The organism is Pelagivirga sediminicola (assembly GCF_003072125.1).
GTDB lineage: Bacteria > Pseudomonadota > Alphaproteobacteria > Rhodobacterales > Rhodobacteraceae > Roseovarius > Roseovarius sediminicola.
In genome coordinates, this window is record NZ_QCYH01000005.1 from 224,573 (window position 1) to 239,032 (window position 14,460).

At 66.5% G+C, this 14,460-nt stretch carries 12 protein-coding genes; 7 read left to right on the forward strand and 5 right to left on the reverse strand.

All coding sequences use genetic code 11. From position 1 onward, the window contains the following. Positions 1-29: 29 nt before the first annotated feature. Together DC366_RS10885 and DC366_RS10890 are read left to right on the forward strand one after the other, a co-directional pair. On the forward strand, positions 30-611 hold the full coding sequence (locus tag DC366_RS10885) for a F0F1 ATP synthase subunit B' (RefSeq protein WP_108692231.1): 582 nt from the start codon (positions 30-32) through the stop codon (positions 609-611). A gap of 4 nt (positions 612-615) precedes the next feature. Beyond that, positions 616-1,173, forward strand: coding sequence for a F0F1 ATP synthase subunit B (locus DC366_RS10890; protein ID WP_108692232.1), 558 nt, complete (start codon positions 616-618; stop codon positions 1,171-1,173). Positions 1,174-1,576: 403 nt separating this feature from the next. Here the strand turns inward: DC366_RS10890 and DC366_RS10895 are convergent, their stop codons facing one another. The 3 genes from DC366_RS10895 to DC366_RS10905 all read right to left on the reverse strand — a co-directional run bounded on the left by DC366_RS10895 (position 1,577) and on the right by DC366_RS10905 (position 4,764). Next, entirely contained in the window at positions 1,577-2,851 is a 1,275-nt protein-coding gene (locus tag DC366_RS10895; RefSeq protein ID WP_108692233.1) for a bifunctional folylpolyglutamate synthase/dihydrofolate synthase, read from the reverse strand. Continuing rightward, positions 2,848-3,813 carry an acetyl-CoA carboxylase, carboxyltransferase subunit beta gene (accD, locus tag DC366_RS10900; RefSeq protein WP_108692234.1) on the reverse strand — a complete coding sequence of 322 codons (966 nt, stop codon included), beginning with the start codon at positions 3,811-3,813 and terminating at the stop codon, positions 2,848-2,850. The genes DC366_RS10895 and accD overlap by 4 nt, the downstream gene beginning before the upstream one ends. 63 nt (positions 3,814-3,876) lie before the next feature. After that, positions 3,877-4,764, reverse strand: a complete 888-nt coding sequence (locus DC366_RS10905) for a CPBP family intramembrane glutamic endopeptidase (RefSeq protein WP_108692235.1) — start codon at positions 4,762-4,764, stop codon at positions 3,877-3,879. Between the two features lie 116 nt (positions 4,765-4,880). On the opposite strand from DC366_RS10905, the gene ilvD reads away from it, so the two are divergent. The 4 genes from ilvD (at position 4,881) to DC366_RS10925 (ending at position 8,575) form a co-directional block, all read left to right on the forward strand. Continuing rightward, entirely contained in the window at positions 4,881-6,638 is a 1,758-nt protein-coding gene (ilvD, locus tag DC366_RS10910; RefSeq protein WP_108692236.1) for a dihydroxy-acid dehydratase, read from the forward strand. 8 nt (positions 6,639-6,646) lie between these two features. Next, positions 6,647-7,324: a hypothetical protein gene (locus DC366_RS10915; RefSeq protein WP_207768696.1), complete on the forward strand. Its 678-nt coding sequence runs from the start codon at positions 6,647-6,649 to the stop codon at positions 7,322-7,324. Positions 7,325-7,395: 71 nt separating this feature from the next. After that, a complete protein-coding gene (locus DC366_RS10920) occupies positions 7,396-8,166 on the forward strand; it encodes a DUF6478 family protein (protein WP_108692237.1) in 771 nt (256 codons plus the stop codon). Between the two features lie 31 nt (positions 8,167-8,197). Continuing rightward, positions 8,198-8,575: a hypothetical protein gene (locus tag DC366_RS10925; protein WP_108692238.1), complete on the forward strand. Its 378-nt coding sequence runs from the start codon at positions 8,198-8,200 to the stop codon at positions 8,573-8,575. Positions 8,576-8,614: 39 nt separating this feature from the next. On the opposite strand, the gene DC366_RS10930 is transcribed toward DC366_RS10925, so the two are convergent. Next, complete coding sequence (locus DC366_RS10930; protein WP_108692239.1) at positions 8,615-10,045, reverse strand: DNA recombination protein RmuC; 1,431 nt, start codon at positions 10,043-10,045, stop codon at positions 8,615-8,617. Between the two features lie 71 nt (positions 10,046-10,116). Beyond that, a complete protein-coding gene (gene mutL / locus DC366_RS10935) occupies positions 10,117-11,949 on the reverse strand; it encodes a DNA mismatch repair endonuclease MutL (RefSeq protein WP_108692240.1) in 1,833 nt (610 codons plus the stop codon). A gap of 193 nt (positions 11,950-12,142) precedes the next feature. On the opposite strand from mutL, the gene DC366_RS10940 reads away from it, so the two are divergent. After that, positions 12,143-14,377, forward strand: a complete 2,235-nt coding sequence (locus tag DC366_RS10940) for a transglycosylase domain-containing protein (RefSeq protein ID WP_108692241.1) — start codon at positions 12,143-12,145, stop codon at positions 14,375-14,377. Positions 14,378-14,460: the final 83 nt, after the last annotated feature.

The window sequence follows — 14,460 nt, forward strand, 5'->3', positions numbered from 1 at the left end:
TGACAGGTTCTTAGGAAAGGACGTCACACATGGCTACCGAGACCGCCGCCGCAACGGGCGGGCAAGCCAGCCCCATCGCCCTCGAAGAGGCCGGCATCTGCGTCGACTCTCATGGCGGAGCGATCGGCCTGCCGCAGCTTTGCCCCGACTGGATGGGCAATCAGATTTTCTGGCTGGCGGTCACGCTGGTCATCATCTTCTTCGTGCTGTCGCGCATCGCATTGCCCCGCATCGCCGCGGTTCTGGCCGAGCGGCAGGGCACGATCACCAATGACATCGCCGCCGCCGAGGACCTGAAGGTCAAGGCAAGCGAGGCCGAGGCCGCCTATGACAAGGCGCTGGCCGACGCGCGCAGCGACGCGCAGGCCATTGTCGCGCAGACCAAGGCCGACATCAAAGCCGATCTTGACGCCGCAATGGCCAAGGCCGACGCCGAGATCGCCGCCAAGACCGCCGAAGGCGAGAAGGCGATCGCCGAGATCCGCGCCGGCGCGCTGGACGCCGTCAAGGAAGTGGCCAAGGACACGGCGCGCGAGATCGTCGCCGCCATGGGCGGGCAGGCCGATGCCAAGACCGTCAATGCCGCCGTCACCTCGCAGATGAAGGGATAACGCCATGCGCATGATCGCAACCTTGATCGCCGCGATTGCCGCCAGCCCCGCGCTGGCCGCCACCGGCCCCTTCTTTTCGCTGTCGAACACCAACTTTGTGGTGACGATCGCCTTCATCCTCTTTGTCGGCTTCCTGGTCTACATGAAGGTGCCCGGCAAGATCGGCGAGATGCTGGACAAGCGCGCGGACGGCATCAAGTCCGAGCTGGACGAGGCCCGCGCCCTGCGCGAAGAGGCGCAGGCCCTGCTGGCGACCTATGAGCGCAAGCAAAAGGACGTTCAGGATCAGGCCGACCGCATCGTCGCCCAGGCCAAGTCCGAAGCGACCGCCGCGGCCGATCAGGCGCGCGAGGATCTGAAGAAATCCATCGCCCGCCGCCTGCAGGCCGCCGAAGACCGTATCGCTTCGGCCGAGGCCGAGGCCGTGCGTGAGGTCCGCGACCGTGCCATCACCATCGCCGTCGCCGCCGCGCGCGAGGTGATCGCCAAGCAGATGACCGCGACCGAGGCGAACAAGCTGATCGACAGCGGCATCGAGACCGTCGAAGCCAAGCTGCACTGACACGGCGCTGTCAAGAGTAACGCAAAACCCGGCAGCCAACAGGCAGCCGGGTTTTTTCGTGTTTCCCCATCCCGGAAAAGGAAAGGGGGCCGTTGAACCGGCCCCTCAGTCGCTTCTGCTTCGCTCGTTCCGTCTTCTTCTGCCTGTCGTCCGTCGTCCCTTAACTTCCGGGCGGCATGATCAGGCTTTGGCCGATCAGACATGCCGCTGACATTTTTGACTTGGGGCAAATCGCCCTCGGAAGCCTAAGATATAGATGTCAACGCAAGATATAGAGGGAGTTTTGCGAATCGGTCAACACGTAGAAGGCCGTGAAGTTCGGCTTTGGGCGCATGCGGGCAACCCTTGGGGCAAAAAATCGAATCGATCCCGATATTTGGCGGTAAAAAGTTTTTTCCGATTTTCAGCCGTTCTCGCGCAGGACATGCCCCGCCAGATACAAGGATCCGCAGATCAGCACGCGCGCGTCCGGCGATTGCTTCAGAATGGCGGCGAGCGCGGCGCGAACGTCCGGCGCGCAACTGGCGGGCAGCCCGGCGGCGCGGGCGGCCTCGGCGGTGGTCTCGGCGGGCAAGGTGTTGGCCTCGCCGGGGATCGAAACCGCCGTCAGGCTGTCTGCCACCTCGGCGAGCGGGCGCAGATATCCGGCGATATCCTTGGTGTTCAGCATACCGCAGATCAGATGCGTCGGGCGTTTCGGCAGACTGGCCAGATGCCGCCCGATAGCCTGCCCCGCCGACGCGTTATGGCCGCCGTCCAGCCAAAGTTCGGCCTGGGGCGCGGCGTCCGCCAACGCGCCGCTGTCCAGCCTTTGCATCCGCGCGGGCCATTGGGCGCGCGTGACCGCCGCCTCCGCCGCCGTATCGCCAAGGTGCAGATGACGCAGCGCCGCAAGGGCGGCGCCGGCATTCTCGATCTGATGCGCGCCGGGCAGGTTGGGCAGCGGCAGATCCAGGAGGCCCCGCTCGTCCTGATAGACCATGCGGCCGGCTTCGGCGCTGGTATGCCAGTGCTGCCCCTGCGCCAGCAGCGGCGCGTTGAGCCGGGCCGCGATCCGTTCGATCACCTCCATCGCCTCATCGGGCTGCGGCCCGACGATGCAGGGCACATCGCGCTTGATGATCCCGGCCTTTTCGGCAGCGATCCTGGCCAGCGTGTCGCCCAGATACTGTTCGTGGTCGATGCTGATCGGGGTGATGATCGTCAGCGCGGGCTGCGCCACGACGTTGGTCGCATCCAGCCGCCCGCCGAGCCCCACCTCAAGCAGCGTGTAATCGGCCGGCGTGCGCGACATCGCCAGCAGGGCGGCGCATGTGGTGATCTCGAAATAGGTGATGCTGCCGCTGCCATTGGCGCGGTAACATTCGTCCAGAACCTCGGTCAGCGCGTCTTCGGAAATCAGATCGCCCGCAAGGCGGATGCGTTCGTGAAACCGCGCCAGATGGGGCGAGGTATAGGCATGGACACGCTTGCCCGCCGCCTCCAGCCCCGCGCGGATCATTGCCTGCGTGCTGCCCTTGCCATTCGTGCCGGCAATATGGATCACCGGCGGCAGCGCGTCCTGCGGGTTGCCGAGCGCCTCCAGCAGGCGCCAGACACGGTCCAGCGTCAGGTCGATGATCTTGGGGTGAAGCGCCATCATCCGCTCAAGGATGCGGTCCGAGCCTTGCGCGCTCATTTCTTGGCCGGTGCCTCGGGTTTCGCCGCCTTGGCGCCCGCGAGCGGTGCCTTGGGCGTTGCCGGCTCGTTCTGGGTCAGCGTCGGGGGCGGCAGATCGCCCGCGATGGCGGGGCTGAGGCCCAGCAGCATCCGCGTGATCGTGATAAGCTCGTCGCGCATCTTGGGGCGCGGCGTGACGCGGTCCAGCATGCCGTGATCCAGAAGATACTCGGCCCGCTGGAAGCCCTCGGGCAGTTTCTCGCGGATGGTCTGTTCAATGACACGCGGCCCGGCAAAGCAGATCAGCGCGTTCGGCTCGGCGATCTGCACGTCGCCCAACATGGCGTAGGACGCGGTGACGCCCCCCGTCGTGGGATGCGTCAGCACCACGATATAGGGCGGCCCCGCCTCCTTCAGCATCTGGATCGCGACGGTCGTGCGCGGCATCTGCATGAGGCTGAGGATGCCCTCCTGCATGCGCGCGCCGCCGGCAGCCGAAAACAGGATCAGCGGCCGCTTCATCTTTACCGCCGTCTCGGCGGCGGCGATGATCGCGTTGCCCACATACATCCCCATAGACCCCGCCATGAAGGAAAAGTCCTGCGCCGCGGCGACGATGGGCGTGCGCCCGATCTCGCCGGTGGCGACCAGCATCGCCTCTTTCTCGCCCGTTGCCTTCTGCGCCGCCTTCAGCCGGTCGGGATAGCGTTTCTGATCGCGGAAATGCAGCGGATCGGTCTTGGGCGCGGGCACGGTGATCTCGGCGAAGGTGCCGCCATCGAACAGCGCCTGAAACCGCGCGCGCGGGGCGATGTTCATGTGATGGCCGCAGGAGGTGCAGACGTTCAGGTTCTGGCTCAGCTCGCGGTGAAACAGCATCGTGCCGCATTCGTCACATTTGCTCCACAGGTTCTCGGGCATCTCGCGGCGCGAGAAGATCGAGTTGATGCGCGGGCGCATGTAATTGGTGATCCAGTTCATGTGACTTCGCCTTGGGACATTGCGGTTCGGCCTTGAAATAAGCCGCGCGGGCGGGAAATGCAATCAGACGCGCAAGGCCAGCCGCGCCGCCAGCCACGAGCACAGAAGCACCATCAGGTCCACGGGCATCCATTGCATCAGCAGGGCGGTGTCGTCCGGTCCAAAGGGGAAGGTGAACAGCGCCAGACCGTCGAAATTGCCGTGCGGCGCGATCAGCGCGATGGCGCTGAAGTTGTTGATCAGATGCAGCGCGATCGCCGGGCCCAGCGTGCCGCTGCGCGCGGTCAGATCGGCGGCGGCGAGGCCGAACAGAACGGCCCAGGCCACGATCAGCCACGCCGTCTCGCCCATGACGCCGGGCTGGTAATGCAGCAGGCCGAAGAGGATCGAGGGCAGCACCATCCACACCGCCGGATGCGAAAACCTCGCGGCAAGCTGGCTTTGGATATAGCCGCGGAACACGATCTCTTCGGCGCTGACCTGTATCAGCAGGCCCAGAAGCGTGGCAGGCAGAAACATCAGCCACGTCTGAACCGGCACCTGTGGCAGGATGTCGAGACCCTCCGGCACGGGCAGCAGCGACACCAGCACATAAATGCCCAGGATATACGCCCCGGCGCGCCCCGCCTGGCCCACCGCCAGCGCGGCGGGGCCCAGCAGCCCCCGCAGCCTGCGACGGTGCAGAAGCGGCAGAACCAGCGCCAGCGCGGTGATGAGCAGGCCGAAGAGAAACAGATTGGCAAGCGCGCCCCAGGGCGTCGTCGCCTCGGCCAGCCCCTTGCCGTCGCGGCCCCATGCGGCATCCGGCAGGGCGATGTCGCACAGCTGCGAGTAAAAGAAGGACAGGACCAGGAACACCGCCGTCGTCAACACGCATCCAAGCAGCAGACGCCACAGGGCGGCAGAGGGCAGCGCGGCGACGGTGAGGTTCTGATGGGCACGGTAACGCATTGCGCGACGCTAGCCGCCCCGGCGCATAAGCGCAATCGCGCCCCGCGCTTGCGCCCTGCGCGCCGGTCGCATATTCCAAGGCCAGACATTCTCAGCCCAGTCCCTTGCGAGGCCCCATGACCAAGTTCGACAAGTCCAAACTGCCCAGCCGCTATGTCACCGAAGGCCCCTCGAAGGCGCCCCACCGATCCTACATGTACGCCATGGGCCTGAGCGAGGAAGAGATCCACCAGCCGCTGGTCGGCGTCGCCACCTGCTGGAACGAGGCCGCGCCGTGCAACATCGCTCTGTCGCGTCAGGCGCAGGCGGTCAAGATGGGGGTCAAGGCGGCGGCCGGCACGCCGCGCGAGTTCACCACCATCACCGTCACCGACGGCATCGCCATGGGCCATGAGGGCATGCGTTCATCCTTGGCCAGCCGCGAGGCGATTGCCGACACGGTCGAGCTGACCATGCGCGGCCATGCCTATGACGCGCTTGTCGGCCTTGCGGGCTGCGACAAATCGCTGCCGGGCATGATGATGGCGATGGTGCGTCTTAACACGCCGTCGGTCTTTATCTACGGCGGGTCGATCCTGCCGGGCCGCGCGCCGCAGATCGAAGAGATCCCCGAGGATTTCCGCACCCGCGACCTGACTGTTCAGGACATGTTCGAGGCGGTGGGCCGCCACCAGAACGGCACCATGTCGGACGCCGCACTGGATGTGCTGGAACGCGTCGCCTGCCCCAGCGCCGGCGCCTGCGGCGGGCAGTTTACCGCCAACACCATGGCCTGCGTGTCCGAGGCGATCGGCCTTGCACTGATGAACAGCTCCGGCATGCCCGCGCCGTATGAGAGCCGCGATCAGTATGGCGAGGCATCGGGCCGCGCCGTGATGACGCTGCTGGAGAAAAACATCCGCGCCCGCGATGTGGTGACGCTCAAATCGTTGCAGAACGCCGCGCGCGTCGTGGCCTGCACCGGCGGGTCTACCAATGCGGGCTTGCACCTGCCTGCGATTGCGCATGAGGCCGGGATTGATTTCTTCCTTGAGGATGTGTGCGACATCTTCCGTGACACGCCCTATTTCGTCGATCTGAAACCGGGCGGCAACCATGTGGCCAAGGACCTGTATGACGTCGGCGGCATCCCCGTCGTGATGAAAGAGCTGCGCAAGGCCGGCCTCATTCACGAGGATTGCATCACCGCCTCCGGCCGCTCCATCGGCGAGGAGCTGGACCTGATCGACCGCGAGGCAGACGGCAAGGTGATCTACCCCATCGAGACGCCGATCACGAAAACCGGCGGCGTCGTCGGCCTCAAGGGCAATCTGGCGCCCGAGGGCGCCATCGTGAAGGTCGCGGGCATTGCGCCCGAAAATCAGGTCTTCACCGGCCCCGCCCGCGTTTTCGAGAGCGAAGAGCACGCCTTCGAGGCCGTGCAGAACCGCGGCTATTCCGAGGGCGACGTCATCGTCATCCGCAACGAGGGCCCCGCAGGCGGGCCGGGCATGCGCGAGATGCTGTCAACCACCGCCGCGCTGTCGGGGCAGGGCATGGGCAAGAAGGTGGCGCTGATCACCGATGGGCGTTTTTCGGGCGCGACGCGCGGCTTCTGCGTCGGCCATGTCGGCCCGGAATCGGCTTATGGCGGGCCGATTGCGCTGCTGAAGGATGGCGACATGATCACCATCGACGCGATCAAGGGCGAGCTGAGCGTCGATCTGAGCGATGACGAACTGGCGCAGCGCAAGGACGCATGGCCCGGCCCGCGCGAGACGATGTATGCCTCCGGTGCGATCTGGAAATTCGCCCAGCTGGTCGGCGCCACCTACAAGGGCGCCGTCACCCATCCCGGCGCCGAGGCCGAGCGTCACATCTACATGGATATCTGACGCGGCCCATGCGCACCCGGCACCGCATCACGCGCGCCGCGATATCCGCGGCGCTCATCCTCTTCCTCGCTGCCTGCATGGGCGGCGCCGGACTTGCGCCGGGGGGCGACGGCAAGCCGCCGAAACCCGTGCAGCGCATAGCCTTTTATGGCGGCGACGTCATCGTCGCCGGTCCGCCCGGCTATTGCGTGGATCCCAAGAGCGTTCAGCGGCGCGGTGGCAGTGGGTTCGCCCTGATGGCCAGTTGCGGCCATCTTGGCACGGCGACGGCGGGTGATGTGCCGGCGGCCGTGATCACGGTCTCGGTCCTGCCGCGCGATGCGCGGGCGCGGATGCCGTCCGCGCGCGAGATCGCCGGGCCCTGGGTGAATGTCGGCGTCGCGCAACAGGTGGATGGCGACGGGATCGCGCTGATCCAGGTTGAACGCGGCGGCGATAGCCTGCTGCCTGCGGGAGATCCGCGGCACTGGCGCGGGGCCATGCTCATCAACGGCCACCTGATCGGCCTTGCGATCTACGGCGACGCGGGCGCGAAAGTGTCCGGGGATGCGGGCAAGGCACTGCTCCTTGATACCGCCAAGGCGATGCTGGCCGCCAGCCCGCGTCGGGCGCCCGCCCCCGAGGAGATCGCCGCCGAGACCGCGCGCGCCGGATCTTCGGGCACCGGGCCGGGATTGTTTCAATAAACGGCTTAATTTATTGGAAGGCTTTGCCAAGGCAGGATAGAAACGGGCCAGGCAGGCAGGGGTGGCGACATATGCAATTGCGCAGCGCAGTGGTGGACTGGATCGTGCATCGGCGCGCCGTGCGCCGATGGGCGAGGGCCGCCCGCCGCGCACCTGAAATGCCCTTGGCCGAGCTGCGCCACGAGCGCAGCATGGCACGCAAGCTGCTATATTCGCTGCACGAAATGGCGGCCATCGCTGACAGCCGGCTGGCGCTGCCGATGATCGGGTCGAACGCGTTTGCCAAGCCGCATGGCACCGACTGGTCCTGGCGCCCATCGCTTTGGTGCCTGCCACTGGCCAGTCCCGGCATGTCATCGGCGCCCAGCAAATCGAAACTGGGCGATGAGCTAACATTGTTTCACGATTGCACAAGATCCGAGCTGACATTGCGGCAGATTCGCAACACCCGCGAGGCGGATCTGGCGCCTTTCGGTCTGCGGATGGATGTGTTCGCATTTGACGGATCTTTCTTGTCGGTGGTCCTCGACCTGCCGCATGGCGCCGTTGACGGGCTGAAGAAGAGCCATCTTTTGCGCATGTCCACCATCATCGAGCTTGAAAAGCCGCTCGAGATATTCGCGCGGCTGAATATCAAGCATGGGCCGAACACCGAACAGATCGTGCGCGAGCTGCCCCTGCACGAGGATGAGGCGATCGTCGAATTCGATCTGGCCTATACCAGCCTCAACGAAAAGCGGATCGAGCGGGCGTGGATCGATCTCATTTTCGAGAACCCGGAAATGAGCCAGGTGACATTGCGCGACCTGACCTTCAGCCGTCGGCCGCGCGCTGAATTCTGAACTCGAAGGACCAGGACATGAGGATCACGCGATGAGCGACCTGACACTTACCAAAACCCGGTTGTTCGAGGGGGTCTGGGAAGGCCAGCTGACCCATGAGGGCGAGGGCAACATGCAGCCCGATATCGAGGTCACGCATCTGGAACGGCCCATCGGCGGCGTCGAGGTGACCGAGGCCGCGGACGGCAGTTTCTGGACCTTGCGGGTCCCGATCCCGCCTGAGGTGATCGCCGACGGTGTCCAGACCTTCCTGATCCGCGACAGGCGGGCCGGGGTGACGCTGGACAGTTTCGCGCTGATGTCGGGCGATGCGCTGGGATATGACATTCGCGCCGAGATGATGCTGCTGCGCGAAGAGCTGGACATGCTGAAACGCGCCTTTCGCCGTCACTGTCTGGAGACGACCTGAGCCGCACGCGCGATTTTTCGCGAAAGATCGGGGCCCGTTTCAGGCGTTTTCCGCAGGCTCATCGGGGGCGGTGAATTCATGTGCGGTCAGGCGCCGCGGCTCATGCTCGACCGCTGCGGGCTTTTCGACCTTGTCGGAGGTAGCGGACACGACGCCCAGCTGCTCGAACTTGCGGGCCGAGGGCAGCACGCGCCCTTCCAGCGATCCCAGCGCCTTGTTGTAGTGATCCACCGACTGGCCCAAGGAGCGGCCGACGCGGCCCAGATGTTCTGCAAAAACGCGCAGGCGGTCATAGATTTCCTTGGCCGTTTTCTGCACCTCTTCGGCGTTTTCGGCCATCTTGTCCTGCTGCCAGCCATAGGCGATCGCCTTGACCAGCGCCATCAGGGTGGTCGGCGTGGCGATCAGCACCTTGCGCTCGAATGCGTATTCGATGAGGCCGGGATCGGCCTCGGCGGCGGCGGAAACGAAGGTCTCACCGGGGATGAACATCACCACGAAATCGGGCGCGGTGCTGAGGTTGTCGTGATAGGATTTCGACGACAGCTCGTTCACATGCTTGCGCACCTGCACCGCGTGCTGCTTGATGAACTGGCTTTGCAATTCGGGCGTGTCCGCGTCCAGCGCGTCCAGATAGGCCGATAGCGGCGTCTTGGCGTCGATGACGATGCTCTTGCCGCCGGGGATGTGCACGATGGCGTCGGGGCGGCGCTTGCCCTCGTCGGTATCGAAGCTTTTCTCAAGGTCGAAATCCACGCGCTCGGTCATGCCGGCCATCTCGAACACCTGCCGCAGCTGCATCTCGCCCCAGCGCCCGCGCGTCTTGGGCGCGCGCAGGGCCTGCACCAGCCTGCGGGTTTCCTGACCCAGATTGGCCTGTCCCTCGCTCAGCGAAAGGACCTGCTGCTTGATCGTGCCATACGCTTCGTTGCGGGCCTTCTCGATCTCGCCCATGCGTTCGTCGAACTTGCCGAGCCGGTCATCCAGAGGCTTGACCAGATCGCGGATGGCGGCGTGGCGGCGGTTCAGATCCTCGTCGGCCGATTGCTTGTGCGTCTTGAACCGCTCGGAGACCAGCGACAGGAATTTCTCGGAATTGGCCGAAAGCGCGCCGGAGGCCAGCGAGTGAAAGCGGTCCTCCAGCTGCTTTTTCATGTCGGCCATATCGGCCATGCGCTGCGTATGCGTTTCCTGCAGGCTCTCCAGCCGCTGCGCCAGCGAGGCGGTCTGCACCTGCTCGTCCAGCAACTCGGCGCGCAGCGTCTCGGCGCGTTCCTCCAGCACCGGCACGCGGTCCGCGACGGGCTGCAGCGCGGCCAGATGATGACGCAGATCATGCGCCTCGGCCTCGTGACGGCGGGCGCGGCGGGCGGCAAGGGCGGCCATGACGCCAAGGATCAGTGCCAGCGCGGCCGCGCCTGCGCAAGCGGCCTGCCACTGCGTGAGGGTCAGATCCAGATACTGCTCCATGCCAATCCTCTTGTTCGGCCTTTGTTCCCATTTGAGGGCAAGAGCGCCGCGCGCGCAACCCGCAATCCGCCTCAGCTGCGCCCGAACAGCCGTTCGATATCGCTCAGCTTCAGCGCGACATAGGTGGGGCGCCCGTGATTGCACTGGCCCGAGAGCGGCGTCGCCTCCATCTCGCGCAGCAGCGCGTTCATCTCGTCGGCCTGCATGCGGCGGCCCGACCGGATCGAGCCATGGCAGGACATGCGGCTGAGGATCGCGTCGATCCGCGCGCGCAAGGTGTCGCTGCCGCCCTGATCGGTCAATTCGTCCAGCACATCGAGGATCAGTGCCCGCGCATCCACATTGCCGAGGATCGCAGGGGTTTCGCGCACCGCGATGGCGCCGCCGCCGAAGGGCTCGATGCTCAGGCCCAGCGGGGCAAGCTCCGCCGCCGCGTCGCAGAGCGTGGCGCAATCGGCCTCGCTCAGATCGACGATCTCGGGGATCAGGAGGGCTTGTGCGGCGATGCCGCGCTCGTCCATCTGGCGTTTCAGCCGCTCATAGACCAGCCGCTCATGCGCGGCGTGCTGATCGACGATGACGATACCCTCGTCCGTCTGGGCGATGATGTAGTTCTCATGCACCTGCGCGCGGGCGGCGCCCAGCGGGGCCGAGGTCTGCGCCGCTTCCGGCTGCGGCTCCGGCTCGGCGCGGGCGCTGTAGCTGCTCTGCATCTCCGAAAATCCCGGCGCCTGCGCGGCATAGCTGGCGGCGCGCGCCTGCGCGGACGGGCGGTCCATCTGGTAGACGCGCGCGCCGGTGGGCTCGGGCGTGAAGGCGCCCAGCGTGCCCGCCGCCACGGTCGAGGAGGCGCGGTGCCCCGCCTCGGCCAGCGTGTGACGCAGCCCCGACACGATCAGCCCGCGCACGGTGCCGGGATCGCGGAACCGCACCTCGGATTTCGCGGGATGCACGTTGACGTCCACCAGCGTCGGCGCGCAGTCGATGAAAAGCGCGGCCACCGGGTGCCGGTCACGGCTGAGCACGTCCATATAGCCCGCGCGCAGGGCGCCGATCAGCATCCGGTCGCGCACCGGGCGGCCATTCACGAACAGGAACTGCGCCACCGCGGCGCCGCGCGAATAGGTTGGCAGGCCCGCGCAGCCGGTCATGTGGAACCCGTCCCGCTCGGCGTCGATGCGCATCGAGTTGTCGGCGAAATCGCGGCCGATGATTCGGGCAAGCCGCGCGTGGAGTGCATCAAACAGATCACCCGTTTCGGCATCGACGCGGAAGGTCTGCCGCCCTTCGCCGCCGCCCGACACGTCGCGCAAGGTAAAGCTGACCTGCGGCTCGGCCATCGCCAGCCGCTTGATCACGTCGCCGATGGCCTGCGCCTCGGCCCGGTCGGTGCGCATGAATTTCAGCCGCGCGGGCGTGGCGTGGAACAGATCGCGCAATGTGATGATGGTACCGCCGTTCAGCGCGGCGGGGCGCACCGCGCCAACCTTGCCGCCCGACACCGCGATTTCGGCGCCGTCATGCCCGGCCGCGCGCGACGTGACGGTCAGCCGCCCGACCGCGCCCAATGAGGCCAGCGCCTCGCCGCGAAAGCCGAAGCTGTGGATGTTGAGCAGGTCGCTCCCGTCGATCTTGGACGTGGCGTGCCGCGCCAGCGCCAGCGGCAGATCGTCCGGCGCCATGCCGCAGCCGTCATCGCTCACGCGGATCAGCGTCTTGCCGCCATCGGCAATCTCCACGGTGATGCGCCGCGCGCCCGCGTCGATGGCGTTCTCGACCAGTTCCTTGACGGCGGAGGCGGGTCGCTCCACCACTTCGCCGGCCGCGATGCGGTTGATCGCCGCCTCGTCAAGCTGGCGGATCACGGGCGCGGAGTGGCCGATATGGGGGGCGTGTTCGTTCATGCCACAAGACCTAGCATGCGCGCGCGCGATTCGGCCACCGGATTGCAAGCTGCGCAGAACCGGACGCGGGCGATTGCTCAAAACCTCAAAAAACGCCACGCGGGGATGTGCGGTCTCTACATTGGCGATATAGAGCGCTAGTATGGCGCCCAAACATGGGGGCGCACCCCGATCAGGGCCGGGCAGGGCATAGATGAGCAATTCAGGACGGCGCAAGCCACCTTTGGTGGCCGACAGGCGCAAGACCAAGGCAAAGACGAAACCGAAGGCGGCATCGACCCCGCGCAAGGCCCGCAAACGCGCGCCTGCTCGGCCGCGCGGCGGCAACGTCGTCACGCGCGGCATCTTCGGGCTGTTTCGCTGGGTCTGGCGCATCGTCTGGGGGATCGGCTGGCGGCTGACGGCGATCGTGCTGCTGATCGTGGGGGTGATGACCGCCTATACCTACACCACCTTGCCCGAGGTATCGGCGCTGCTGGACGGGCGCGCGCGCGGCTCGGTGACGCTGCTGGATCGCGACAGCGACGTGTTTGCGTGGCGCGGCGATCAGTTCGGCGGGGCGGTGAACGCGCAGGCGGTGTCCAAGCACCTGCGCAACGCCGTGATCGCGACCGAGGACAAGCGGTTCTACATGCATCCCGGCGTCGATCCCATCGGCATTGCCAGCGCGATCAGCATCAACCTGCGCGAGGGGCGCGGGCCGCTGTCGGGCCACGGCGGTTCGACCCTGACACAGCAGACGGCCAAACTGCTGTGCGTGGGGCGCGAATATGTCGAGTCCGAATGGGAGAGCGAGGCGGATTACATCGCCGATTGCCGCCGCAGCTCGCTGAGCCGCAAGGCCAAGGAGGCGATCTATGCCTTGGCGATGGAGGCCAAGTATTCCAAGGAAGAAATCCTCTCGATCTATCTGAACCGCGCTTACATGGGCGGCGGTGCCTACGGCGCCGAGGCGGCGGCGCAGCGCTATTTCGGCAAACACGCGGCCCAGCTGAACCCGTCCGAAGGCGCCATGCTGGCGGGTCTTCTGACCGCGCCGTCCACATTGGCGCCGACCAGCAATATCGAGCGCAGCCAGAACCGCGCATCGGTGGTGATCGGCCTGATGCGCGCCCAGGGTTTCCTGACCCCGTCCGAAGCCGCCGTGGCGCAGGCCAACCCGGCCGAGCTGTCCGAGGCGGCGGAGCGGCAGGCGGGCGGATATTTCGCCGATTGGGTGATGTCGTCGGGCCCCGAATTCTTTACGCGCGACACCACGGAGGATGTCATCATCCGCACCACGCTCGACCAGCGCATCCAGCGCGCGGCCGAGGAAGGGCTGCGCGCCGTCTTCGACGAAAAGCTGCGCGACGGGTCCAAGGCGCAGGCCGCCGTGGTGGTCATGTCCTCGGACGGGGCCGTGCGCGCGATGATCGGCGGGCGCCAGACCAAGGTATCGGGCGCCTTCAACCGCGCAACGCAGGCCAAGCGCCAGACCGGCAGCAGCTTCAAGCCGTTCGTTTATGCCACCGCGCTGGAGCTGGGACACTCCAGCATGGATACCGTCGTGGACGAGCCATATTGCCTGAACATTCCCGGCTCGGGCCAGTGGTGTCCCAGCAATTACGACAACCGGTTTCACGGCCGCGTGACATTGGCCGAGGCGCTGAAGAGGTCCTACAACATCCCCGCCGTCAAGGTGGCCGAAGCGGTCGGCCTCGATCTGGTGCGCAAGGTGGCCAGCGATTTCGGCATCGACAGCGATCTGGCCGCCGGTCCCGCGCTGGCGCTAGGCGCGTCCGAAAGCACGCTGCTGGAAATGACGGGCGCCTTTGCCGGCATCCTCAACGGCGGCTCGTCGGTGACGCCCTATGGCCTCGTCGAGTTGAAGCTGCTGGGCCAGGATCAGCCCGTCATGGGCGCGGGCGGCGGCATTGGCGAGCGCGTGATCCGCGAGGATGCGGCGCGCGAGCTGACCTGGATGATGAGCCAGGTCGTCGATGGCGGCACCGGCGCGCGGGCCAAATTGCCGGGCCGCGAGGCGGCGGGCAAGACCGGCACGACGCAGGCGGCGCGCGATGCGTGGTTCCTGGGCTTTACCGCCGATTACGTGGCCGGCGTCTGGATGGGCTATGACGACAACACCCCCCTGACCGGCGTGACGGGCGGCGGATTGCCGGCGGAGATCTGGCGCGAGGTGATGGTGCGCGTGCAGGAGGGCATGCCCGCCACCCCCCTGCCGATGGACCGCCCGGTCCAGCGCCCGGCAGAGCCGCAGATCGTCAATCAGCAACCGGGCCAGGGATATCAGGGATACCAGGGCCAGCAGGGCAGCCAGGAACCGAACACGCTGCAGCAGGACCGCCCCGGCCAGATGCAGCCGCGCCCGCAGCCGCAGCAGCGCGAGGGGCCGATCCAGAGCATCCTGCGCCAGCTGCTCGGCGGCTGAACACTCGCGGCCGCCGCAAGGCGCGGCCCATGAAAAAAGGCGCGCGCCCTGCTGCGAGGGCTGCGCGCCTTTTCCCTATCCCG